This window comes from Streptomyces sp. NPDC055239 (assembly GCF_053606205.1).
Genome location: NZ_JBSGRD010000003.1, coordinates 842310 through 866117, shown reverse-complemented (window position 1 = coordinate 866117; position 23808 = coordinate 842310). Strand labels below are relative to the sequence as shown.

General features: G+C 71.4%; 17 protein-coding genes. 7 read left to right on the top strand and 10 right to left on the bottom strand.

Annotated features, from left to right (window positions below; all coding sequences use genetic code 11):
• Window positions 1-112: 112 nt before the first annotated feature.
• Window positions 113-1090 carry a GHMP family kinase ATP-binding protein gene (locus tag ACWFRJ_RS14590; RefSeq protein ID WP_453529694.1) on the top strand — a complete coding sequence of 326 codons (978 nt, stop codon included), beginning with the start codon at window positions 113-115 and terminating at the stop codon, window positions 1088-1090.
• On the opposite strand, the gene rbsD is transcribed toward ACWFRJ_RS14590, so the two are convergent.
• From rbsD to ACWFRJ_RS14560, 6 genes are all read right to left on the bottom strand, one after another.
• Window positions 1087-1476, bottom strand: coding sequence for a D-ribose pyranase (gene rbsD, locus ACWFRJ_RS14585; RefSeq protein WP_453529109.1), 390 nt, complete (start codon window positions 1474-1476; stop codon window positions 1087-1089). The two genes, ACWFRJ_RS14590 and rbsD, sit on opposite strands and share 4 nt — an antisense overlap.
• Window positions 1473-2405 (bottom strand): ribokinase, encoded by a 933-nt coding sequence (locus ACWFRJ_RS14580; RefSeq protein WP_453529106.1) that lies wholly within the window; start codon window positions 2403-2405, stop codon window positions 1473-1475. The genes rbsD and ACWFRJ_RS14580 overlap by 4 nt, the downstream gene beginning before the upstream one ends.
• A gap of 55 nt (window positions 2406-2460) precedes the next feature.
• Window positions 2461-4410: an ABC transporter permease/substrate-binding protein gene (locus ACWFRJ_RS14575; RefSeq protein WP_453529103.1), complete on the bottom strand. Its 1950-nt coding sequence runs from the start codon at window positions 4408-4410 to the stop codon at window positions 2461-2463.
• Complete coding sequence (locus tag ACWFRJ_RS14570) at window positions 4400-5938, bottom strand: sugar ABC transporter ATP-binding protein (RefSeq protein WP_453529691.1); 1539 nt, start codon at window positions 5936-5938, stop codon at window positions 4400-4402. Before ACWFRJ_RS14570 ends, ACWFRJ_RS14575 begins: the two co-directional genes overlap by 11 nt.
• A gap of 47 nt (window positions 5939-5985) precedes the next feature.
• Window positions 5986-7002 carry a LacI family DNA-binding transcriptional regulator gene (locus ACWFRJ_RS14565; protein ID WP_453529100.1) on the bottom strand — a complete coding sequence of 339 codons (1017 nt, stop codon included), beginning with the start codon at window positions 7000-7002 and terminating at the stop codon, window positions 5986-5988.
• A gap of 223 nt (window positions 7003-7225) precedes the next feature.
• Window positions 7226-8443 (bottom strand): hypothetical protein, encoded by a 1218-nt coding sequence (locus ACWFRJ_RS14560; protein ID WP_453529097.1) that lies wholly within the window; start codon window positions 8441-8443, stop codon window positions 7226-7228.
• A gap of 244 nt (window positions 8444-8687) precedes the next feature.
• Here ACWFRJ_RS14560 and phsA point away from each other — a divergent pair, with 244 nt between their 5' ends.
• The 3 genes from phsA to ACWFRJ_RS14545 all read left to right on the top strand — a co-directional run bounded on the left by phsA (window position 8688) and on the right by ACWFRJ_RS14545 (window position 12720).
• The gene (gene phsA / locus ACWFRJ_RS14555; protein ID WP_453529689.1) at window positions 8688-10625 is read left to right on the top strand and encodes an O-aminophenol oxidase PhsA; all 1938 of its coding nucleotides are present in this window, start codon (window positions 8688-8690) and stop codon (window positions 10623-10625) included.
• Between the two features lie 108 nt (window positions 10626-10733).
• Complete coding sequence (locus ACWFRJ_RS14550) at window positions 10734-11432, top strand: PDZ domain-containing protein (protein WP_453529094.1); 699 nt, start codon at window positions 10734-10736, stop codon at window positions 11430-11432.
• A 154-nt stretch (window positions 11433-11586) separates the two neighbouring features.
• Complete coding sequence (locus ACWFRJ_RS14545; protein ID WP_453529091.1) at window positions 11587-12720, top strand: M24 family metallopeptidase; 1134 nt, start codon at window positions 11587-11589, stop codon at window positions 12718-12720.
• Window positions 12721-12758: 38 nt separating this feature from the next.
• Here the strand turns inward: ACWFRJ_RS14545 and treZ are convergent, their stop codons facing one another.
• Window positions 12759-14504: a malto-oligosyltrehalose trehalohydrolase gene (gene treZ / locus ACWFRJ_RS14540; RefSeq protein WP_453529686.1), complete on the bottom strand. Its 1746-nt coding sequence runs from the start codon at window positions 14502-14504 to the stop codon at window positions 12759-12761.
• A 176-nt stretch (window positions 14505-14680) separates the two neighbouring features.
• Between treZ and ACWFRJ_RS14535 the strand changes: the two genes are divergently transcribed.
• Entirely contained in the window at window positions 14681-15232 is a 552-nt protein-coding gene (locus tag ACWFRJ_RS14535; RefSeq protein WP_453529088.1) for an FHA domain-containing protein, read from the top strand.
• A gap of 29 nt (window positions 15233-15261) precedes the next feature.
• Here the strand turns inward: ACWFRJ_RS14535 and ACWFRJ_RS14530 are convergent, their stop codons facing one another.
• Complete coding sequence (locus tag ACWFRJ_RS14530; RefSeq protein WP_453529085.1) at window positions 15262-16512, bottom strand: M14 family zinc carboxypeptidase; 1251 nt, start codon at window positions 16510-16512, stop codon at window positions 15262-15264.
• A gap of 208 nt (window positions 16513-16720) precedes the next feature.
• On the opposite strand from ACWFRJ_RS14530, the gene ACWFRJ_RS14525 reads away from it, so the two are divergent.
• Window positions 16721-17815 (top strand): cytochrome P450, encoded by a 1095-nt coding sequence (locus ACWFRJ_RS14525; RefSeq protein WP_453529082.1) that lies wholly within the window; start codon window positions 16721-16723, stop codon window positions 17813-17815.
• On the opposite strand, the gene treY is transcribed toward ACWFRJ_RS14525, so the two are convergent.
• A complete protein-coding gene (gene treY / locus ACWFRJ_RS14520; RefSeq protein WP_453529079.1) occupies window positions 17795-20236 on the bottom strand; it encodes a malto-oligosyltrehalose synthase in 2442 nt (813 codons plus the stop codon). The two genes, ACWFRJ_RS14525 and treY, sit on opposite strands and share 21 nt — an antisense overlap.
• 81 nt (window positions 20237-20317) lie before the next feature.
• Here treY and ACWFRJ_RS14515 point away from each other — a divergent pair, with 81 nt between their 5' ends.
• On the top strand, window positions 20318-21613 hold the full coding sequence (locus tag ACWFRJ_RS14515; RefSeq protein ID WP_453529076.1) for an MFS transporter: 1296 nt from the start codon (window positions 20318-20320) through the stop codon (window positions 21611-21613).
• Here the strand turns inward: ACWFRJ_RS14515 and glgX are convergent.
• On the bottom strand, window positions 21588-23696 hold the full coding sequence (gene glgX / locus ACWFRJ_RS14510) for a glycogen debranching protein GlgX (protein ID WP_453529074.1): 2109 nt from the start codon (window positions 23694-23696) through the stop codon (window positions 21588-21590). The genes ACWFRJ_RS14515 and glgX overlap by 26 nt on opposite strands.
• Window positions 23697-23808: the final 112 nt, after the last annotated feature.

The window sequence follows — 23808 nt, the reverse complement described above, 5'->3', positions numbered from 1 at the left end:
CGGTCGCCGAGCCGAGAGCATCACACTAGATGAAAATGATTGTCAAGACTGTTAGTGCTGTGGCAGCCTGTGGATCCGGAGGCGTCGGGACGTTGAGAGGAGACCTGTGAAGTTGTTCCAGGAGGCCGGGCCGCGACCCCGTCCGGCGGGCGGGCGAGCGCCCGGCGTCGGAGTGGGTACCGCCTTCGGAACCTTCGGCGAGCTGCTGCAGGGCGTGCTGCCGGAGGATGACGGGGACTTCCTGGTGACGTTGCCCGTCGCGCGGTGGACGATGGCCACGTTCCGCCAGGAGCCCGGCTGCGACTCCGGGGGCGTGGCGGTCCGGCCCGCCGGGAAGACCAAGGCACTGCAACTGGCGCGCACGATAAGTGAGTTGGCGGAGCGGCGGACCGGCGTGCCCACCGGGGGAACCCTCCACGTCAACAGCGTCATCCCCGAGGGCAAGGGCCTCGCGAGCTCGTCCGCCGACCTCGTCGCGACCGCGCGTGCGGTCGGGCAGGCGCTGCGGGTCGACATGCCGCCGTCCCGGATCGAGCGGCTGCTCGCGGACATCGAGCCCACGGACGGGGTGCTCTACCCGGCGATCGTCGCCTTCCACCACCGCACCGTGCGCCTTCGCGGGGTCCTCGGCTCACTCCCGGTCATGGCCGTGGTGGGGATAGACGAGGGCGGTTCGGTCGACACCGTCGACTTCAACCGCATACCCAAGCCGTTCACCCTGGCCGACCGCCACGCATACGCGCGCTTGCTCGACCGCCTCACCCGCGCCGTCCGCCGGCGCGACCTGGCGGAGGTCGGCAGGGTCGCGACCCGCAGTGCGCGGATGAATCAACTCCTGCGCCACAAGTGGTCGTTGGAGCCGATGCGGGAGATCTGCCGGGAGGTGGGAGGCCTGGGCGTCGCCGTCGCGCACAGCGGCACGACGCTGGGCATCCTGCTCGACACCGGCGACCCCTCGTACACGCAGCGCGTCAGTGCGGCGGCGCAGGCGTGCGGGGAGCTTGCGGGCGGGGTGACGGTGTACCGGACGCTGAGCTTCGCCGGAGGGGCAGAAATCGCGAACCGTCCGGCTTGGAAGAACCCGGCTTAGAAGAACACCCCGCACCGCAGCAGCACGTTCGCGTACGGCGTGGCCTCGCCGGTGCGCACCACCAGGCGGGCCGTCGCCGTGCGGCGCTTGAGTTCCTCGTGCGGGATCAGGCTGAGGGGCGCGACGCGGGAGGCGAGGAGCCGAGCCGTCGCCGGGTTCGCCTCCTGGACCTCCGCCGCCGCCGTTCCGCCCTCCGTCACCAGCTCCGCGAGCAGCCCGTCGAGGACCTCGGCGAAGGACGGGACTCCCGCACGGAAGGCCAGGTCGACGACCCGGGGGCCCGGCGGTATGGGCATGCCCGCGTCGCAGATGAGGACCGTGTCTCCGTGGCCCAACTCTGCCAGGGCGCCGGAGAGATGGCGGTTGAGGATGCCGGTCTTCTTCATGCGGACGGCATCTCGTCGGACGTGGGGTACGACTCCTGCGCGCCCTGCCGGGTGACCGACGCCGCCCCGACGCGCGCCGCGTACGCCGCGGCCGTCGGGAGGTCGTCGCCCAGGCCGAGGCGCCAGGCCAGGGCCGCCGTGAACGCGTCGCCCGCGCCGGTCGTGTCCACCGCGTCGACCTTCGGGCTGGGGACGGTGACGGGGGAGCCGCTGCCGTCCGCCGTCAGCGCTCCGTCCGCGCCCAGGGTGATGACCACCGAGCGGGGGCCGAGGGCGAGCAACGCCCGCGCCCACTCCGCGGGAGAGTCGAGGGGGTCGGAGAGCGCCGCGGAGTCGCGCAGGATGTAGCGCGCCTCGTGCTCGTTCACCACCAACGGGTCGCAGGCCGCCAGGACTTCGGACGGCAGCGGGGCCGGTGGCGAGGGGTTCAGGACGAAGCGGGCGGCGGACGGCAGCGTACGTACGAGCTCGATGACCGTTTCGACGGGGATCTCCAGCTGGGTCGAGATCACCCGGGACGCGGCGAGCAGGCTGCCCGCCGCGCGGATGTCCTCGGGGGTGAGCCGGGCGTTGGCGCCCGGCGAGACCACGATGCTGTTGTCGCCCGAAGGGTCGACGGTGATCAGCGCGACGCCCGTGGGCGCCCCGCCGACCAGGACGCCGACCGTGTCCGCGCCCGCCGCGCGCTGCGAGTCGAGCAGGAGCCGTCCGTGGGCGTCGTCGCCGACCCGCGCGAGCAGGGCGGTACGGGCACCCAGGCGGGCCGCCGCGACGGACTGGTTGGCGCCCTTGCCACCGGGATGGGTGGCGAGGTCGGAGCCGAGGACCGTCTCGCCGGGGGCGGGGCGGCGCTCGACACCGATCACCAGGTCGGCGTTGGCCGACCCGACGACCAGGAGGTCGTACGTGGCGTCGTCGTGGTCGTGCATCTGTGAATCCAGCTCCTGCTCGTACGGGTTAGGGGGTACGGCGACGAAGGCGCCGTCAGGAGAAGTCGGCCACGTTCTTCTTCGTGACCACCTTCACCGGCACCTTCACCATCGTCGCGACGTCCTTGCCCCGTGCCGCGTTCACCGCGTTGCGCACGGCGATCCGGCCCAGTTCCTTCGGCTGCTGCGCCACGGACGAGTACAGCGTGCCCGCCTCGACCGCCTTGAGCCCGTCGGGGGTTCCGTCGAAGCCCACCACCGAGACCGACTTGCCGGCCTTGCCGCCGAGTGCCTTGGCGGCGCCGAGGGCCATCTCGTCGTTCTCGGCGAAGACGCCGTCGATGCCGGGGTTGGACTGCATGAGGTTCGTCATGACGTCCAGGCCCTTGGTGCGGTCGAAGTCCGCGGGCTGGGAGGCGACGACCTTGATGCCGGGGTACTCCTTGATGCCCTCGGCGAAGCCCTTGCCTCGCTCACGGCTCGCCGACGTGCCCGCGACGCCCTGCAAGGTGACGATCTTGCCCTTGCCGCCCAGCTTCTCCGCGAGGGTCTTCGCGGCCAGCTTGCCGCCCGCGACGTTGTCGGAGGCGACGAGCGCCGCCGCCTTCGCCTTGTTCACACCGCGGTCGGCGGCGATCACCGGGATGTCCGACTTGTTGGCGCCGCGCACCGCGGGGCCCACCGCGTCCGAGTCGACCGGGTTGACGATGATCGACTTCATGCCTTCACCGGTGAAGTTCTGCAGCTGGTTGGTCTGCTGCGACGCGTCGTTCTGCGCGTCCGTGACGGTGAGGTCGATGCCCGCCTTCTTGGCCTCCGCCTGCGCACCCTCCTTCATCTGTACGAAGAAGGGGTTGTTGAGAGTGGAGAGCGACATGCCGACCTTCGTCGTCGTGCCGGAGGAGGAGTCCTTGTTGAAGAAGGAGACGCCGCCGACTACAGCCGCCACAAGGACGGCCGCGATCCCGGTCTTCAGTATCTGCGGCCCCTTCTTCCCGCCACCGGCCGCGGCGCCCGTCGAGGCCCCCGGAGTCGCCCCGGCCTTGCGGCGCAACGTGTCGAGCAGCACCGCGAGCGCGATGACGACGCCGATCACGACCTGCTGCCAGAAGGCGGACACGGAAAGGAGGTTGAGGCCGTTGCGCAGGACCGCCAGGATCAGCGCGCCGATCAGGGTGCCTGACGCCTTGCCGACACCGCCCGCCAGGCTCGCGCCGCCGATGACGACAGCGGCGATCGCGTCCAGCTCGTAACCCTGCGCGGCCTGCGGCTGCGCGGAGACCAGACGGGACGCGAGGACGATGCCCGCGACGGCGGCGAAGAGGCCCGCGAGGCCGTAGATGACGAGCTTCTGCCGCTTGACGCGCAGGCCGGAGAGGCGGGCGGCCTCTTCGTTGCCGCCGATCGCGTACATGGAGCGGCCGATGTACGTACGGGCCAGGATGAGGGCCGTGATCAGACCCATCACGATCATCACGATGACCGGGACCGGCAGCCAGCCGCCGATCGTGTCACCGAGGTTGGAGACCGAGTCGGGGAACGGGATCGGGCTGCCCTGCGAGATGACAAGGGAGAGGCCGCGGGCCACCGACAGCATCGCCAACGTCGCGATGAACGGCGGGAGTTTGCCGTACGAGACGAGCAGTCCGTTGACGAAACCGCACGCGATGCCGGTGCCGACGGCGAAGACGACCGCGAGCCAGACCGGCAGGCCCTGCGAAGTCGCCGTCCAGGCGAGGACGGTGGCCGAGAGCGCGGCCACCGAGCCGACCGACAGGTCGATGCCCGCCGAGACGATGACGAAGGTGACACCGAACGCGAGGATCGCCGTGACGGCGGCCTGCACGCCCACATTGAGCAGGTTCTGGGTGGTGAGGAAGTCGCCCGAAAGGAGCGACATCGCCACGAGCAGGACGACCAGGGCGCTCAGCGCGCCGTTGTCGAGCAGCACACGGCGCAGACCGGTGGCGCCACCCGCGTTGCTCTTCAGCGTTTCAGTGGCCACGGGAGGCCTCCCCTTCAGTTGCTACGTCTGTCTGAACTGCCGTACTGCTGACGGCGAGTGCCATCACCGCGTCCTGCGTCGCGTCGTCGGCCGTGAGTTCGCCCGCGATGCGGCCCTGCGCCATGACGAGTACGCGGTCGCTCATGCCGAGGACCTCGGGCAGATCGCTGGAGATCATCAGGACCGCGTGGCCGGAGGCCGTCAGTTCATTGATGAGCTGGTAGATCTCGACCTTCGCGCCCACGTCGATGCCGCGCGTCGGCTCGTCGAGGATCAGCACCTTGGTGTCCGCGAGCAGCCACTTGCCGATGACGACCTTCTGCTGGTTGCCGCCGGACAGCGTGCGCACGTGCTGGCCGAGCCCGGCCATCCGCACGCCGAGCTGCTCGGCGATCCTGGCGGCAGCGACGCGCTGCCCCTTGAGGTCCACGAGCCCGGAGCGCGTCGCCGAACGCAGCGTCACCAGACCGAGGTTCTCCTGCACGGAGGCGTCGAGCAGGAGCCCCTGGCCCTTGCGGTCCTCCGGTACGAGGCCGATGCCCGCGCCCATCGCGGCGATCACGTCATGCCGGGGCAGCCGCTCACCACGTACGTCCACGGAGCCCGCGTCGTAAGGATCGGCGCCGAAGACGGCACGCGCCACCTCGGTCCTGCCCGCACCGACGAGTCCCGCGAGGCCGACGACCTCACCGGCCCGCACCTCGAAGCTGACGTCGTGGAAGACGCCGTCACGGGTGAGGCCGTCGACGGTGAGCAACGCGCCCCCGGCGTCCGGGCGTTCGCGCGGATACTGCTGCTCGATGCTCCGGCCCACCATCAGCCGTACGAGCTCGTCCTCGGCGGTCGACGCGGGCACCTGGTCGACGCTGCGGCCGTCGCGCAGGACGGTGACGCGGTCGCCGAGCGCGGCGATCTCCTCCAGATGGTGGGTGATGAAGACGACGCCGACGCCGTCCGCACGCAGCTGCCGCACGATCGCGAAGAGTCTGTCGACCTCCTCGCTCGTCAGGACGGCCGTCGGCTCGTCCATGATCAGGACGCGGGCCTGAAGGCTGAGCGCCTTGGCGATCTCCACCATCTGGAGCCGTGCGATGCCGAGTTCGCGCACCTTGGCGCGCGGCGACACCTGCACGCCGACCCGCTTCAGGAGTTCCTCGGCGGCCGACTCCATCGCCTTGCGGTCGATCATCCCGAAGCGGCGCGGCTGGCGGCCCAGGAAGATGTTCTCGGCGACGGTGAGGTCGGGTACGAGGTTGAACTCCTGGTAGATCGTGGCGATGCCGAGCCGTTCGGCGTCCTGCGCGCCGTGGATGCGGGCCTCATTCCCGTCCACGAGGATGCGGCCGCTGTCGGGGCGGTAGGCGCCGGAGAGCATCTTGATGAGCGTGCTCTTGCCCGCGCCGTTCTCGCCGAGCAGGACGTGCACCTCGCCGCGGCGCAGGTCGAAGTCGACGGAGTCGAGGGCGACGACGCCGGGGAAGGTCTTGTGGATGCCTTCGATCCGCAGCAGTTCCGTCGCCTGCGGCAGTTCGGCCGCGTCGTGCTCTGTGCTGCGCGGCAACTCGTCCGGGTTGCTCACGTGGTGCTCCTCTGGTCGTTGGGGGACTCGCCGCAGGAGCGGCGTACGACGAGACGTGCGGGCAGGGTGACGGAGCGGGGGCTTCGGCCCTCGATCCGGTCGACCAGGGCCTGCACGGCGGCTCGCCCCAGATCGCCGGTCGGCTGGGCGATGGCGGTGATCGGCGGATCGGTGTGCACGAACCACGGGATGTCGTCGAAGGCGGCGAGCGCGATGTCGTGCGGGACGCGCAGGCCGTGCGCCCGGATCGCGTCGAGCGCGCCGAGTGCCATGAGGTTGTCGGCGGCGAAGACGGCGTGGGGCGGCTCGGGCAGCGCGAGGAACCGCTCGGTGGCCCGACGCCCGCTGTCCGCCTGGAAGTCGCCCTGCCCGATGTAGGCGTCGGGCAGCGGGAGCCCGTACGCGCCGAGTGCCTCACGGAAGGCGGCGACGCGCTCGCTGCCGGTCGTGGTGGCGGCGGGTCCGGCGATGATCGCGAGCCTGCGGTGGCCGATGGCGTGCAGGTGGGCGACCAGGTCACGGACGGCTTCGCGGCCGTCGGCGCGGACGACGGGGACGTCCACGCCCGGGATCCAGCGGTCCACGAACACCATCGGCGTGCTGGAGCGCGCGGTGTCGAGCATCAGCGGGGAGCCGCCGTCGGTGGGGGAGACCAGGAGCCCGTCGATCCTGCGGTCCAGGAGCGTACGCACATGGTGGTCCTGCAGCTCGGGCCGTTCGTCGGCGTTGCCGATGATCACGCTGTAGCCGAGTTCGCGGGCCGCTTCCTCGACGGAGCGGGCCAGGGCAGTGAAGTACGGGTTCAGGACGTCGCTGATGACCAGGCCGAGCGTGCGGGTCTGGGCGGTGCGCAGTGAGCGGGCGACGGCGTTCGGACGGTAGCCGAGGCTCTCCGTCGCGGCGATGACGCGGGCCCGTGCGGCCGGGCTGACCGAGGGGTGACTGTTCAGGACGCGCGAGACCGTGGCGACGGATACGCCTGCCTCGGCCGCGACGTCCTTGATGCTCGCCATCGCCGGTCCACCTCCTTGTGGAATCGATTACACGGAGGATTGGAATCGATTACACGGGTGGGTGGCAAGACCCTGGAGGGGCAGCGAGACCAGATTGTGATGCGAGGTGCTCAGGTGAGCGGAGGGGGTGAAGCTTCTTTCCGGGCCACTGCCGGATCATTCGGGCCGCGTACGGGGTGGATCTTGAACGGTGTCCGACGACGCGCCGGGAGGACGAGACGAGTTACGACTCCGCCGCCGTGTCCACGGCCCTGCGCTCAAGATCGGCAAGGCGCGCGTCGGCCGCCGCGCGGCCGTGGTCGGTGTCCTGGAGCGACAGGTGCAGGCGCTGGGCCCGTATCGCCTGGGTGTAGTCGCCGATCAGCGCCAACTCATCGCGCAGTACGGCAAGTTGGGCCGGATCGGGGCCCGTGTCGTCCAGCTCGCGGATCAAGTAGGTGCGAGCCGCCTCCACCATGCCTTGATCCCGCGCGAGTTCGAGCCAGGTGGATTCCGGTTCGTCGTCGGGGTCGTCCCCGTAGTTGGAGTCGTCGAACGAGCGCGCCCACTCCTGGACTTGACCTGCCTCCTCCGGAAGCCCGGCGAGGCCGCACCAGGTGTCGTACGTCGTCTCGTGCACCTCGCGCAGCAGGGGCAGGTCCTCGGCCAGGCAGTGGAGCCCCACCAGGACGACGGCGAGCCGCAGTTCGTCGGACATGGAGGCGTCCGCCTCGTGCTTGAGGAGGTGGCGCAGGAGGGTGCGGTCCGTGTTGCGCCGGTCGTACTGTGCGGCGCGCAGCACCGCCACTCTGCGCGCCCGGTCCACGGCCACGCCGTCCCAGGCCGTGCGGTCGCCCGTCCGCAGCAGGGCCAGGTCGGTGCGGCCCTTGGCGAGCACCTGTTCCCACAGGGGCGGGCGCGGATGCGGATCGAGGCGCTTGTACGCAAGGTGCTCGACGGCGTTGAGGAGGAGATGGTCCGGCTCGGTGCGCAGGAGCGCGGCGTGCAGGCGCGCGACGAGCTGTACGGGGGAGCGCTCCGGGAGCCCGAGCGCGGCGCGCAGTTCGGTGCGGTGGGCGTCGAGGTCGGGTACGCAGTCCTCGCGGAAGTCGCCCTCCGTGTCGGCGATCTCGGCGAGTATCCGCGCCTCGCCGTCGGTCGGCGACAGGCGTACGTAGTCCTGCCAGCCGGGCAGGCCGACGAGGATCTCCAGGGTCTCGTCGACGCTGTCCCCGATGATCCCGGCACAACCCTCGGAGTCGGCGTACAGGACGGACCCGTCCCCGCACACGAAATACGTGCCGCCGGAATCGTCCCCCGCGATCGGTTCGAGCGGGCCGCCGGACGCGAGGCGGACCTCTTCGACGTGGTCCGCGCGGGACAGGTCGAATGCGAAAGGGAACGCGGCCAGCTCGGCCAGACGCGGGTCCTGTCGCAGCAAACGGAGTGCACGTTCGGTCATGCTCCGAAAGTAACAGCGGTCACTGACGGCAGACCCGCAACAGGACTACTCGATTCCATATGCGGTTTCCGATACTTTTCTAGCGGAATGGGGGATTCGTGGAACTTGGGTGAGGTGCCGTGAGTCTCTCTTGTTGTGAGGGGCGGCCACCGACCGGGCCGCTCAACCGGCCGCACGGCAGCGGCCGTTGCGTTTGCATTGATCAACAGTGTGGAGCGACACGGGGGTGTTCATCTTGACCGACCTGACCGACATCATTGAGCGCATCACGGACCGCCAGCCGGGCACACGGGCCGACGCGGACGCGGCATCGACACCGGCATCGCGGGAGCTCGCGCCGTACGTCACGCCGCTTCCGGTGCCGCCGGTCCTGCGGCCGGACTCCGTCGACGTGCGGGACGAGACCGACGTACCCGCGGAGACCGAGATCGCGCTGCGCCCGGCCTGGATCCGGCTGCACCCGCAGCTGCCGCCGACCCAGATGTGGGGGTACGACGGGTGCGTGCCGGGCCCGACCATCGAGGTGCGACGCGGGCGGCGCATCCGGATCGCCTGGACCAACCGCATCCCGAAGGGCAGCGAGTATCCCGTCACCTCCGTCGAGGTGCCGCAGGCCGATCCGCGGCCCAGCACCCTGCCGGGCCGCGCGGGCGTCGGGCCGAACAAGGACGTGGCCGCGCTGCCGGCCTGGTCGGTGACGCACCTGCACGGCGCGCAGACCGGCGGGGGCAACGACGGGTGGGCGGACAACGCCGTGGGATCCGGCGACGCCCAGCTCTCCGAGTACCCGAACGACCACCAGGCGGTGCAGTGGTGGTACCACGACCACGCCATGAACATCACCCGCTGGAACGTCCAGGCGGGGCTGTACGGCACCTATCTGGTGAGGGACGACGAAGAGGACGCACTCCACCTCCCCTCCGGGGAGCGCGAGATCCCGCTGCTGCTCGCCGACCGGAACCTGGACACGGACGAGGACGGACGTCTGAACGGCCGCCTGCTGCACAAGACCGTGATCGTCCAGGCCGAGAACCCGGAGACGGGCAAGCCGGTCTCGGTGCCCTTCACGGGCCCGTACAGCACGGTCAACGGCCGCATCTGGCCGTACGCGGACGTCGACGCGGCCTGGCACCGCTTCCGCCTGGTGAACGCGTCGAACGCCCGTATCTACGACCTCGTGCTCGTCGACGAGGACAACAATCCGGTGCCCGGCGTCCTGCACCAGATCGGCAGTGACGGCGGCCTGCTGCCGCGTCCTGTGCCGGTCGACTTCGACGCGGCTCTGCCCACGCTCACCGTCGGTCCTGCCGAGCGGATGGACCTGCTGATCGACTTCCGCGCGCTCGCGGGCACGCGGGTGCGGCTCGTGAACAAGGGCAGGGCGCAGGCGCCCGGGGTGCCGGACGTGGCGAACGACGTGCGCTATCCGCAGGTCATGGAGTTCCGCGTGCGGGATGCGGAGTGCGAGGACCCCTTCTCGCTCCCGGAGATCCTCTCGGGCTCGTTCCGCCCGCTGAGCCATGACATCGAGCACGGCCACCGTCTGGTCGTCCTGACGCCGCCCGCCACGAAGGGCGGCGGGGGCCACCCGGAGATCTGGGAGATGACCGAGGTCAAGGACGCGGGCGGCATCCAGGTGCCGACCGAGGGGGTCATCCAGGTCACGGGAGCGGACGGCAAGACCAAGACCTACCGCAGGACCGCCCGCACCTTCAACGACGGTCTTGGCTTCACCATCGCCGAGGGCAGCCACGAGCAGTGGAGCTTCCTGAACCTCGCGGTGAACCCGCCGGTGACCCACCCCATGCACATCCACCTGGCCGACTTCCAGCTCATGGGGCGCGACGCGTACGACGTCTCGGGCTTCGACGTCACCGTGGGCGGCACCCTGGCCCCGATCGCCTTCGACCCGGAGAAGCAGATCCCTCTCGCCCCGAACGAGCGGGGATGGAAAGACGTCTTCCTGGTCCCCGGCGGCCAACTGCTGCGGGTGATGGGCAAGTTCGACGGTGCGTACGGCCGCTTCATGTACCACTGCCACCTCCTGGAACACGAGGACATGGGCATGATGCGCCCGTTCGTGGTCATGCCGAAGGAGGCCCTGAAGTTCGACCACGGGGCGGGGCACGGAGGGCATGACGGCCATGACGGCAGCGGGCACGAGGGAGGCCACGCGGGCTGACAGAGCTCGCGTCGGCCGCGCCTCCGGGCGGCCGCACACCTGGACGTCACTCGTTCGAGAATCGTCGCGCCGGGTCACGCCGGGTAGGGCTGTGGCCGGAGGCGAGCCATGGAACAGACTGTGTTGCGTCCCAAGCCGATGCCCGGACAGGAGCACGGCAGGGGGAGGAAGTTCGGCGCCGACGGCAAGTTCGGCATCCGTCACAAGTTCGGCATCGGGCGGAAGCCCGGTGCGGGGCGGACTCACGGCACGGGCCGCAGGCCCGGTCCCGGCCGCCGTCCGCATGCCGCGCGGCGGCGCGGACGGCGTCTTGCCACCCTGCTCTTCGGAGTGCTCTTCTCGATCGGCCTCGTGCTCTCGGGGGTGGGGCTCGGCACGGTGAGCGCCACCGTCATCGGCATGAGCAAGCTCGCCGACATGCAGAAGGAGGCGCAGGCGGGCGCAGCCGCACAGCCGCAGGCGGGCGCGGCGTCCAAGCCCTCCGCCCCGCCGAAGCCGCCGCCGAACCCGTCCCAGAAGGCCGATGGGAGGGTCGGCGCGCGTCCCGCCCTCGGCGTGGAGGCCGTCGACGCCCCCACGAGTTCCGGCGCCCTGCTCGTCGGCGTGCACAGCCCTGGCGCCGGTCACAGCGCCGGTCTCGTACGCGGCGACGTACTTCTCGCCTTCGGCAAGACCCGCATCGCATCGGCGAAGGCCCTTGCGGCCGCGGTCGCCGCCGCGGACCCGGGAAGGAACGTCACTGTGACCGTCCGGCACGTGAGCGGACAGCGGCAGTCCCTGCCGGTGACGCCGGGCTACGTGACGTGATGCGGCGTGATGCGGCGGGGCGGGGCGGATCGGGGCGAGGCGGCGCGTGACCGGGACCGCCGTAACCCGGTCGCGCACGCGCGGCGGTGCGGGCAGGATCGGCCTCATCGGCAGCGCGCCGTACGCGCAGCAGTGAGCAGCCCTGGAGGCCCCCATGACCGGCACCACCGCGGGCACCCCCGCGCCCTTCACCGCCGACGACTACAAGGCCCGCATGGACCGCGCCGCGGCCTCCGCCGCGGACGCGGGCCTCGCCGGACTGCTCGTCGCGCCGGGCCCCGACCTGGTCTGGCTCACCGGCTACCAGCCGGTCGCCACCGAACGCCTCACCGTCCTCGTGCTCGCCGCGGGGCAGGAACCGGTGCTCGTGGTGCCCACCCTGGAGGCCCCGGACGCGGAACGCGCGGCGGGCGCGGGCGCGCTCTCCCTGCGCGACTGGACCGACGGCAAGGACCCCTACGCCACGACAGCGCCGCTCCTGGACGTCGACGGCCGCTTCGGGGTCAGCGACAACTCCTGGGCCATGCACCTTCTCGGCTTCCAGAACGAGCTGCCGAACACGTCCTACGTGTCCCTCACCGAAGCGCTCCCCATGCTGCGCGCCGTCAAGGACGCCGCGGAACTTCAGCGCCTCACGGCGGCCGGTGCCGCTGCGGACGCAACGTACGAAGAGATCAGGAAGGTTCCCTTCGCGGGCCGCGAGGAGACCGACGTCGCCGCCGATCTCGCCGATCTGCTGCGGCAGTTCGGGCACTCGCAGGTCGACTTCACCATCGTCGGCTCAGGACCGAACGGCGCCAACCCGCACCATGAGGTGGGCGATCGCGTCATCGGTAACGGCGACATGGTCGTCCTCGACTTCGGCGGCCTGATGCACGGCTACGGCTCGGACACCTCGCGCACGGTGCACGTGGGCGAGCCCGACGCCGAGGAGCGGAAGGTCCACGACATCGTGCGCGAGGCGCAGGAGGCGGGCTGCCGCGCGGTGCGGCCCGGCAACACCTGCCAGGACGTCGACAGGGCGGCGCGGGCGGTGATCACCGATGCCGGGTACGGCGAGTACTTCATCCACCGCACCGGGCACGGCATAGGCGTCACCACTCACGAGCCGCCCTACATGATCGAGGGCGAGGAGCTGCCGCTCGTGCCCGGGATGTGCTTCTCCGTGGAGCCCGGCATCTATCTGCCGGGCCGCTTCGGAGTGCGCATCGAGGACATCGTGACGGTCACCGACGACGGCGTACGGCGCCTCAACTCGACGCCGCGCGATCTCGCCATCGTCAACTGACGTCCGCCGCCGCCCTCATGGCGTCGCAGGCATCGGCCTCATGGTGTCGCGAGCACCGCGCACGACTCGGCGGGCAGCCGCAGCAGCCCGTCGGCGCCGGGCGCGGTGACCGGCGTCCAGGCCGCGAGCACCCGCGCGCCCCGGCCGCCCAGCGGGATGTCGACCGCCTCCTTGCCGATGTTCACCGCGATCCGCAGATCGCCGCGCCGGACGGCGAACCAGCGCTGCTCCTCGTCGTAGGCGACCCGGAGCGCCGCCAGATCCGGGTCGAGGAGGTCGCCGCGGGCGCGGCGCAGGGCGATCAGTTCGCGGTACCAGGCAAGGACGCGCGCGTGGGGGTCGGTCAGGGGCTCGGCCCAGTCGAGGCAGGAGCGGTTCCTGGTGGCCGGGTCCTGCGGATCAGGGATGTCCTCCTCGGCCCAGCCGTGTGCCGCGAACTCCCGGCGCCTGCCCCGGCGCACGGCTTCCGCGAGCTCGGGATCGGTGTGGTCCGTGAAGAACTGCCAGGGCGTGGCCGCGCCCCACTCCTCGCCCATGAACAGCATCGGTGTGAACGGTCCGGTGAGGGTGAGCGCGGCCGCGCAGGCGAGCAGGCCGGGGGAGAGGGTGGCGGAGAGCCGGTCCCCTTGTGCGCGGTTGCCGATCTGGTCGTGGGTCTGCGTATAGCCGAGGAAGCGGTGGGCGGGCGTCCGGGCGGGATCGACGGGGCGCCCGTGCCGCCGCCCACGGAAGGTCGAGTACGTACCGTCGTGGAAGAAGCCGCCCGTCAGCGTCTTGGCGAGCGCGGCGAAGGGCGCGCGGGCGAAGTCTTCGTAGTAGCCGTGTGATTCGCCGGTGAGCGCGCAGTGCAGCGCGTGGTGGAAGTCGTCGTTCCACTGCGCGTGCATGCCGAGCCCGCCCTGCCGGCGCGGGGTGATGACACGCGGATCGCCCTGGTCGGACTCGGCGATGAGTGAGAGCGGCCTGCCGAGCTCCACGGCGAGAGCGTCCACGGCCGCCGACAGTTCCTCCAGGAAGTGGCACGCGCGCGTGTCGCGCAGCGCGTGCACGGCGTCGAGGCGCAGGCCGTCGAGGCGGTAGTCGCGCAGCCAGGCGAGCGCGCTGCCGATCAGATACGCGCGCACCTCGTCCGAGCCCGGCGCGTCGAGGTTGACCGCGGCGCCCCACGGAGTGTGGTGGGTGTCGGTGAAGTACGGCCCGAACGCGGGCAGATGGTTGCCGGAGGGGCCGAGGTGGTTGTGGACCACGTCGAGCACGACGCCCATGCCGTGCGCGTGCGCGGCGTCGACGAAGCGCTTCAGTGCGTCGGGCCCGCCGTACGGCTCGTGCACGGCCCACAGGGACACGCCCTCGTACCCCCAGCCGTGCCGCCCCGGGAACGGGCAGAGCGGCATCAGCTCCACATGAGTGATGCCCAGTTCGGCGAGGTGGCCGAGCCGCCCCGCGGCCGAGTCGAGCGTGCCGTCCGGTGTGTAAGTCCCCACGTGCAGCTCGTACAGGACCGCGTCCCGCAACCCGCGCCCCGACCAGGGTGCGCGCCATGCGTACAGGTCGTGGTCGACGACGGCGCTGAGCCCGTCGGGTCCTTCCGGCTGGCGCCGCGAGCGGGGATCGGGCAGTACGGGCCCTCCGTCGAGCGAGAAGCCGTAGCGCGTCCCCTCGGTGGCGTCCGCCTCCGCCGTCCACCACCCGGCCCGGCCGTCGGCACGCTCCAACGCGTGCGTGGTGCCCTCGCACAGCAGCGCGACGTGCTCTGCCCCAGGTGCCCACACCTCGAACTCCACCGACAGTTCCCCCTCGTCTGTGATCCGCTGACGGCCATCTGTCTTCATCCGTACGTCATCCGTGGTCACGCCCGTCCATCGTGCTGCAGAAGTGATCGGGGCGCGGTCGTTCCGCGTTATCTGGACAGCTCGGCCGCATCTGGACACTCCGGCCGCGCTGACAGACAATCACGAGGGTGACGTCGTCCTTCGAGATCCAGATGAACCCCGCGCGGCTGACCGACGCCGAGCGGGACAGGGCGCTGAAGGTGCTCAGGGAGGGCGCTGCCCTCGGCAAGCTCTCGCACGACACGTTCGTGCGGCGCATGGAGCTGGCGCTCGCCGCCCGCCAGCCCGACGAACTCGCCGCGCTCACCGCCGATCTGCGGACCGAGGGACGTCTCTCGCGTGTGGTGTTCGGCGCTGTCGGCGCGGTCTCCGGGTTCACGGTCCGGCTGCGCAGGACCTGGCAGGCCGAGAAGCTGCCGAAGCTGCTCCTTCCGGTGCCGGGGAACCCGTATCCGCTGCGGATCGGCCGCGACCCCGCGAACGGACTCAGGCTCAGCCACGAGACGGTCTCGCGGGTGCACGCTGAGCTGAGCAGGCAGGGCGGCATGTGGGTGCTGCGCGACCTCGGGTCGACCAACGGCACGTCCGTGAACGGCCGCAGGGTGATCGGCGTGGCCGTCGTCCAGGACGGCGATCAGGTCAGCTTCGGGAAGATGAGCTTCCGGCTCTCCGGTTCGTGAAGCCCGGCGGACGTGCGAGGTGCGTGCGGTCAATCGCCCCGCACGCGCGCGTGGCGCGCGGCCGCGACCGTCGTCCGTGACTGGTGCTCGACCTGGTGCTCCACCGGCACCCAACGCGCCCTGAACTGCTCGGCGAACGTGTCGCTCCAGCGCAGCACGAGCTGTTCGAGGCGTGGCGCTGCCCGGTCGCCCGCCGTGTCCAGGACCCGCAGCAGCATCGCGGCGGCCCGCAGCGGGAGACGGCGCCCGAAGGCGTCGACGCTCCCGATGTACGCCATCGACGTCCCCGCGGGCGGCATCCTGACCCAGTCGTCGGCGAGGCCCGGCACCAGGTCGAGCGCCCAGCGCGCCGCGCGAAGGAGCGGCCCCTGTGCCTCCGGGAGCCGTGGCAGCGCCTCGCTGAGAATGTCCTCGACCAGGCGCGCGTCGTGCAGCAGCCGCCGCGCGAAGCCGCGAAGGGCCAGCTCGGGGGCGGGGTGGACGGCCGGGTCGTCCACGAGGTCGCTCGCCCACATCGGGACCTCGACGATGGCGGTCAGGCCGCCGTACCGATGGGCGTGGTGCCAGGTGGTGTGCCGGGCGTCCTCGGGCAGGCTCGGATAGGCGGCCGCCGAACCCGGTCCTGGCAGCACATGCACCCCAGGGCCCGAGACCGACCAGCCCGCGGCGTCCGACGCCCCCGTCTCCACCGGTATGTGCAGCTCCGCCGCCGACTTGGCGAACGGCTCCGCGAGCCCCGGTATGTCCCGCGTCAACTGCACCCAGCTGCCGCCGAGATCGGTTCCGTGCAGCGACACCTGCAAGTAGGGCCGCAGTTCGTCGATGACGCCGGTCAGGGCACGGGTCTCGGGCGGCAGCCGGTCGGGTGGAAGGACGGAGGGGGACCACTCCGGCTGCTCGGGTCCCGCGGGGCGGAAGAAGTGGCGGTGGTAGTCGAACAGGGTGCGCGGCGCGGGCGTGCGGTGCAGGTTCGCGCCGTCCGGGTCGGCGCACAGGAGGAAGTGCCAGGAGGTGTCGGCACGCAGGGGCTCGTCCCGCAGGGCCCACTCCGCGAGGTGGAGCAGCGTCGAACCACCGGTCGGCTCGTTCGCGTGCGCGCCCGCGACGACCAGGACGGCGCGGCGCGAGTGGCCGACGGACAGCAGGTGCAAGGGTCTTCCGGCGCGGGAGGTGCCCACCTGGCGCAGGGAGCTCAGCTCGGGGCGGTGGGCCGCCAACTCCCTTGCGGACAGTACGAGTTCGGCCACATTGAGATAGCGCTGCTCCGCCAGTTGACTCACCCCCGACTTGTCCGCTGAAGCAATCCGCAGTACGCCACGCGGTCGGGCACGTGTCAAGCGTGCGACCCGAGGGATGTCACCTCGCGGCGTCCCTGGCCCCCAGCGTCACCCGAATGGGTGTACGGGAACTGCGCGCGGCGCTGCGCGGTGATCCCCTGAAACCCCACTTCTTTCTGGCGGGGTCGCCCAGCGGGAAAGGGAAGCTGCCGTGCCTGCCGTGTCTTCGAGCTCGGCCCCTCGTGGGCGCCCTCTGTCACCGGCTTCGCCGGGTTCGTCCTCGAACGCCGGACGGGCTGAGATACCCAGCCTCCTGGCTCCCGGCGTCGAGCACGACCCCTATCCGCTCTACCGCAGCCTCCGCGAGACCTTCCCTCTCGTCCGTGACGAGCTCCTGGGGGCCTGGCTGCTCAGCCGGTACGCGGATGTGCGGGCCGCGCTCGGTGACGCCCGGCTCGGTCCGCCGGTGACAGTTCCGCCGGGTCCGGTCCACCGGGGGCTCCTGGAGCCCGTCCTGCGGGCCGCCGCCGAGCGCACCGCCTACGTTCTCGCCCGGCGCATGTCCGGGCGGCGCGAGGTCGACCTCGTCGCCGAGTTCAGCGCGTGGCTGCCCGCGGCCGCCGCCGTCGCCGCGCTCGGGCTGCCCTGGGAGGACGCCGCCCGGGTGCGGGAGTGGTGCCGTACGGGGTCCGCGCGGTCCGGCGGCGTCCACCCGGACCTCGGCGGGCTGCTGCGCCGACGGGCGCGCCGCCGCGCGACACGGGACGGGCAGGCCCTCTCGGACGACACCGTCACCGCCCTTGCCGGGACGCTCCTCACCGGCGGCGGCCAGGCCACCGCCCTCGCCCTGGCCTCCTTCCTCGCCAACCTCCTCGGCCACCCGGCCCAGTTGGACCTCGTGCGTGCCCGTCCGGGGCTGATACCCGGCGCCTGGGCGGAGTCCCTGCGCCGTGACCCGCCCACCCCCGTCGTACTGCGCCGCGCGAGTGCGCCGATCGCCCTTGGCGGCACCACACTGCCCACGGGATCCGTCGTGGCCTGCCTCATCGGCTCGGCGGGGCGCGACCCGTTCCGCTTCGCCGACCCCGACCGCTACGACATCTTCCGCGCGGACCCGGCACACCTCGTGTTCGGCGCGGGAGCGCACTTCTGCCCGGCCGCCACCCTGGCCGGGCTCGCCGCCGAGTGCGGCCTGCGGGCCCTGCTCGACGCCATGCCGGGCCTGCGCCTGGCGCCCGGGTTCAGGCCCGTGCCCCGGGGAATCATGGCGCGGGCACCACGCCTGCTACTCGTCAGGACCCGCTGAGTCCTCGCCTGTCCTGATCCGCTCCAGAAGCACCACCGGCATCTCCCCGAAAAGCTCCTCCACGCGCGCGTGCCCCGTGAACTCCCGCCCCCGAGTGAGCAGATCCACCCACCGCCCCTCCGGAAGCGCCAGTTCCGTCGCGCGCCAGCCGCCCGCCTCGGCAAGGCGCAAGGAGAGCCGGGTCGCCGCCGCGATCACCTCTCCGGAGCGCACGAAGGCCACGCAGTGAGGTGCGCCGGGGCCGAGCGCCGCAAGGGGCTCGTACGTCGCCGCGTCGCCGAAGAGCTCCGGACGGCGCCTGCGCAGCCGCAGCGCGGTCGCCGTGAGCGCCAGCTTCTCCTCGGAGAGGTCCCAGCGGTCACGGTGCTGCTCCAGGTACTCCAGGACATGTGGCTGGAACCGCACGGGACGCCGGTTGTCCGGGTCCACCAGGGCCCGGTACTCGCTCTCCGTGCCCTGGTAGATGTCGGGCACCCCGGGCATCGTCAGCTGGAGCAGCGTGGCCCCCAGGACGTTCGCCCGCACATGGGGCCCAAGGCCGCCCGCGAACTCCGCGACCGTGTAGAGCGGCGGCCCGCAGGGACCCGCCTCCACGAACGCCGTCACGGCCTTCTCGTACGCCTCGTTCTGTTCGGTCCAGCTCGTGTGCAGGCCCGCCTCGCGCACGTGCTTGAGCAGCGCCTTCTGCAGCCGTTCGTCGTAGGGGAAGCCGAAGCCGACGGCCGTCTGCCAGGCCGCCCAGGCCAGTTGCGGGTCCGGCGCGCTGGTGCCGCCCGCGCGCGCCGTCTGTTCGGTCACCTCGACCAGGAGGTCGGCCCACCGCTCCGGGCACTGCGTGAGGACGGCGATGCCCGCCCGCACATCGGCGCTGCGCTTCGTGTCGTGCGTGGTGAGCACCGTGCCCGCGTACGGCCAGTCGCGCTGCACGCGCGCGCAGTAGGTGTGGAAGGCCTCCGGAGTCACCGCGGGGTGCGCGGGGGAGCCGCCCACCTCGGCCGCCGACAGGAGCGGCGCGTGCCGGTAGAACGCCGTGTCCTCGACCGCCTTGGCCCGCAGCGCCGACGAGGTCTGCGCGAACCGCGCGCGGAAGCCGTCAAGGGCGGGCCCGGATCCAAGGCGTCCGAGCACCAGATCCCGTACGACATCGACCGCCTCGGCCTCCTCCCGCACGGCGAAGGCCGCCTTCGCCTCGGCGGCGGCCCCCACCGTAAGCACCGAAGCAGGTTCGACGCCCCCGGAGACGTACGGCCGGTAGACGGGAAGCCGTACGAGCAGTTCCAGGAGCGCGGTGCGCAGCGCCCACGGCGCGTGGTCGCGCAGTGCCGGGTCCGGGGCGCAGAGCGCGGTCGCCTCGCGCGTGAGGCGGTCGGTCTCTGCGGCGAGCTCATGGGTGAGCACCTTGTACGCGGCGCGTCGCACCGTCGCCCCCCAGTCGCCGCCACGGTCCACCGCAGGGGCGGTGAACCTGCGGTACTGGCCGAGGAGTTCACCCGCCCCCGCCGGGTCCGTGAAGAGGCCGTCGAGATGGCGGAGGGCGTCGTACCCCGTGGTGCCCGCCACGGGCCACGCGGCGGGCAGCTGCTCCCCGTCGCTGAGAATCTTCTCTACGACCGTCCAGCGCCCGTGTGTGGCCTCCTGGAGCCGCTGCAGGTACGCCCCCGGGTTCGCGAGGCCGTCCGGGTGGTCGATCCGCAGTCCCTCCACGACGTCTTCCCGCAGCAGCTCGAGGATCTTCGCGTGGGTCGCGTCGAACACCTCCGGGTCCTCGACGCGCACCCCGATGAGATCGGAAATGGTGAAGAAGCGCCGGTAGTTGAGCTCCGTGCGGGCGAGGCGCCACCACGCGAGGCGGTACCACTGGGCGTCGAGGAGCTGCGGCAACGGCAGCTCCCCGGTGCCTTCGCGGAGGGGGAACGCGTGCTCGTGGTAGCGCAGCACGTCCCCGTCGATCCGAAGGCGCTCCAGCTCGTCCCCGACCCCGCGCCCGAGCACCGGAAGCAGCACCTGCCCGCCGCCCGCCTCCCAGTCGATGTCGAACCAGCGCGCGTAGGGCGATTCGGGGCCCTCCCTCAGGACCTCCCAGAGGGCGTGGTTGTGGCGCGGCACGGCCGCCATGTGGTTCGGCACGATGTCCACGACGAGGCCGAGACCGTACGTCCGCGCGGTCCGCGACAGGGCCCGCAGCCCCTCCTCGCCGCCCAGCTCGTCCCGTACGCGCGCGTGGTCCACGACGTCGTAGCCGTGCGTGGAGCCGGGAACGGCTTCGAGCACCGGCGACAGATGCAGGTGCGAGACTCCCAGCGAGGCCAGATACGGGACGGCCGCCTCGGCGGCCGCGAACGGAAACTCCGGCTGGAGCTGCAGCCGGTAGGTGGCGGTGGGCGGTGGTGGCACCGCGGGCTCCGAGCGCTCAGGTGTCATGCGAACCTACGTACCCGCCTGACGGGCTTTCGTGCCATCGGCTCATGCGTGTGGCCGCGTGGGCGTCGTTAGCGTCGGACGATGGCTACAAAGGCACAGGCCGGACGGGACGAGCCCGGCGCAGGACGACTTCTGGACACCTACCGCGAAGTGATCGGGCACACCGGAGCGCTCCTTCCGGTGATCTCGTTCCTCGGCAGGCTCCCCGTGGCCATGATCCAGTTCGGCAGTGTCCTGCTCGTCACCGAGACCAGCGGATCGCTCGCCACGGGCGGCGTGGTCGCCTGCGCGCTCGCGCTCGGCCAGGTGACCATGGGCCCCCTCGTCGGCCGCCTCGCCGACCGGCGCGGCCAGCGCGCCGTGGTCCTCGGCTTCTCGCTCCTCAACGCCGTGGCGATCGCGGTGTACACGCTCGGAGCCCTGTTCGAGGTGCCCACGCCCGCGCTCGTCGTCCTGGCCGTGCTCGCAGGGGCGAGCATCCCGGGGATCGGCCCCCTGGCCCGCGCACGCGCCGTGCCGCTGGTCCGCGGGGCGGGCGGTGACGACCGTCTGGTCAACACCGTGCTGTCCCTGGAGAGCACCATGGACGAGCTGTCCTTCGTGCTCGGCCCCGCGTTCGTGGGCCTCGCGGCCGTGGCGGGCCATCCGGCGTACGCCTTCGGGGTGGCCGCGCTCCTGGTCGCCGTCTGCGGCTCCGGCTTCGCGCTGCACCCCACGGGGCGGACGGTGCGGGTGACCCACGCGTCAGGCGAGGGGGCACTCCCGCGCGCCGGCCGACAGCGCCTCCCGCGCGAGGTCTTCGTCGTGCGCATCGGGCTCGTCTTCGTCGGCGTCCTGCTCGGCGCCTGTGGAGCGGGCATCACGGCCCTCACCCAGGAGCTGGGCGCGCCGGGCCAGGCGGGCCTCGTCTACGCCGCCATGGGCGTCATGAGCGCCGTCGTGGGGCTCTCCATGGCCGCGCTGCCCGAGCGCTTCGGCCTTCACGCGCGCTGGCGCGTGGCGACGGCCGCAGCGGCGCTGCTCTCCCTGCCGCTGGTGTGGACGCACAGCATGACGGGCCTGTACGTCGTGGTGACCGTGTTCGGCGCCGTCTACGCCCCGAACCTGATCACCGGCTTCGCGCTCACCGAGCGCTCCTGTCCGCCGCAGCGGCTCGCCGAGGGGATGACGTTCGCCGCGAGCGCCTTCGTCGGCGGCCAGGCGGTCACGCTCGCCGTGGCGGGACGCCTCGCCGAGTCCCACGGCCCCGGCGCGGCGTTCGCACTCGGCAGCGCGGCAGCAGCCGTCGCGTTCCTGATCGCACTGGCCGCCCGCCCCACGACGGACGACCACGCGAACGCCGCACCCTTCGTCACGCAGGGCGCTGCAGCACCGTGAGGCTCCGGTCGGCCAGTGTCAGGCGTTCGCCCGCCCCCGCCTTCGGCCCCGGTTCCGGCGGCACGCCCTCCGGCAGCGCGGTGTCGACGATCACCTGCCACTGGCGGCCGTGATTGACCGGAATCACGAACTCCAGCGGCTCCGCCGACGCGTTGAACATCATCAGGAACGAGTCGTCGGAGATCCGCTCGCCGCGCGTGCCCGGCTCGGAGATCGCGTTGCCGTTCAGGAACACCGTCAGCGCCCGTGCCTGAGATGCGTCCCAGTCCTCCCGCGCCATCTCCTCGCCCTCCGGCGTGAACCAGGCGATGTCCGAGAGCTCGTCGTGCGTGCCCTCGACCGGGCGGCCGTGGAAGAAGCGCCTCCTGCGGAAGACGGGGTGATCGCGCCGCAGCCACGCCATCGCGCGCGTGAACTCCAACTGGGTGCTCTCCCCCTCCGGCCAGCGCACCCAGGCGATCTCGTTGTCCTGGCAGTAGGCGTTGTTGTTGCCCTGCTGCGTCCGGGCGAACTCGTCGCCGTGGGCGAGCATCGGGACGCCCTGGGAGAGCATCAGCGTCGCGATGAAGTTGCGCATCTGCCGCTCGCGCAGCTCCAGGACGTCCGGGTCGTCGGTCTCGCCCTCGGCGCCGCAGTTCCAGGAGCGGTTGTGGCTCTCGCCGTCCTGGTTGTCCTCGCCGTTGGCCTCGTTGCGCTTCTCGTTGTACGAGACGAGGTCGTGCAGCGTGAAACCGTCGTGGCAGGTGGTGAAGTTGATCGACGCCAAGGGGCGCCGGCCGTCGTCCTGGTAGAGGTCGGACGAGCCGGTCAGCCGGGACGCGAACTCCGCGAGGGTCCGCGGCTCGCCCCGCCACATGTCGCGCACCGTGTCGCGGTACATGCCGTTCCACTCGGTCCACAGCGGCGGGAAGTTGCCTACCTGATAGCCGCCCTCGCCGACGTCCCACGGCTCGGCGATCAGCTTCACCTGGCTCACCACGGGGTCCTGCTGCACGAGGTCGAAGAACGACGACAGGCGGTCCACTTCGTGGAACTGCCGGGCGAGCGTCGCCGCCAGATCGAAGCGGAAGCCGTCCACGTGCATGTCGGTGACCCAGTGCCGCAGCGAGTCCATGATCATTTGAAGCACGTGCGGCGACCGCATCAGGAGGGAGTTGCCGGTCCCCGTGGTGTCCATGTAGTAGCGGGAATCGTCCATGAGGCGGTAGTACGAGCCGTTGTCCAGGCCCTTGTAGGAGAGCGTCGGGCCCAGGTGGTTGCCCTCGGCCGTGTGGTTGTAGACGACGTCGAGGATCACCTCGATGTCCGCCTCGTGCAACGCCTTCACGGCCTGCTTGAACTCCAGGACCTGCTCACCTCGGTCGCCCCAGGAGGCGTACGCGTTGTGGGGCGCGAAGAAGCCGATCGTGTTGTAGCCCCAGTAGTTGTTCAGGCCCATGTCGACCAGACGGTGGTCGTTCACGAACTGGTGCACCGGCATCAGCTCGAGGGCCGTCACGCCCAGTTGCGTGAGGTGATCGATGACCGCCGGATGCGCGAGCGCGGCGTACGAACCGCGTAACTCCTCGGGAAGATCCGGATGTCGCATGGTCAGGCCCTTCACATGGGCCTCGTAGAGCACGGTTTCGTTGTACGGGGTGCGCGGCGGTCTGTCGTCGCCCCAGTCGAAGTACGGATTGACCACCACGGAGGTCATCATGTGGGGCGCCGAGTCCATGTCGTTGCGCTTGTCGGGCGCGCCGAACCGGTAGCCGTACACCTCCTCGCCCCAGTCGATCCGGCCGCTGACCGCCCTGGCGTACGGATCGAGCAGCAGCTTCGCCGAGTTGCAGCGGTGCCCCTGCGCGGGTTCGTACGGACCGTGCACACGGAAGCCGTACCGCTGGCCCGGCATCACGCCGGGCAGGTACGCGTGGAGCACGAACGCGTCGGACTCACGCAGCTCGACGGCTGTCTCCGAGCCGTCGTCGTGCAACAAACAGAGCTCTACGCGGTCGGCGGCCTCGGAGAAGACCGCGAAGTTCGTTCCGGCGCCGTCGTACGTGGCACCGAGTGGATACGCCTGCCCTGGCCACACCTGCATGCATATGACTCTTCCACTACCGCCCCCTCGGCTCGGGGTCACATTGGTCAGAGTCTCCCCGAAAGTGGGGCAACCACGCGGGAGTTGCAGCCGTCTAACCGTCCGACTACAC

Coding starts and splice junctions, on each gene's coding strand:
- rbsD (WP_453529109.1), bottom strand. CDS start 1,476: ATGAAGAAGACCGGCATCCTCAACCGCCATCTCTCCGGCGCCCTGGCA.
- ACWFRJ_RS14580 (WP_453529106.1), bottom strand. CDS start 2,405: ATGCACGACCACGACGACGCCACGTACGACCTCCTGGTCGTCGGGTCG.
- ACWFRJ_RS14565 (WP_453529100.1), bottom strand. CDS start 7,002: ATGGCGAGCATCAAGGACGTCGCGGCCGAGGCAGGCGTATCCGTCGCC.
- ACWFRJ_RS14560 (WP_453529097.1), bottom strand. CDS start 8,443: ATGACCGAACGTGCACTCCGTTTGCTGCGACAGGACCCGCGTCTGGCC.
- ACWFRJ_RS14550 (WP_453529094.1), top strand. CDS start 10,734: ATGGAACAGACTGTGTTGCGTCCCAAGCCGATGCCCGGACAGGAGCAC.
- ACWFRJ_RS14545 (WP_453529091.1), top strand. CDS start 11,587: ATGACCGGCACCACCGCGGGCACCCCCGCGCCCTTCACCGCCGACGAC.
- treY (WP_453529079.1), bottom strand. CDS start 20,236: ATGACACCTGAGCGCTCGGAGCCCGCGGTGCCACCACCGCCCACCGCC.
- ACWFRJ_RS14515 (WP_453529076.1), top strand. CDS start 20,318: ATGGCTACAAAGGCACAGGCCGGACGGGACGAGCCCGGCGCAGGACGA.
- glgX (WP_453529074.1), bottom strand. CDS start 23,696: ATGCAGGTGTGGCCAGGGCAGGCGTATCCACTCGGTGCCACGTACGAC.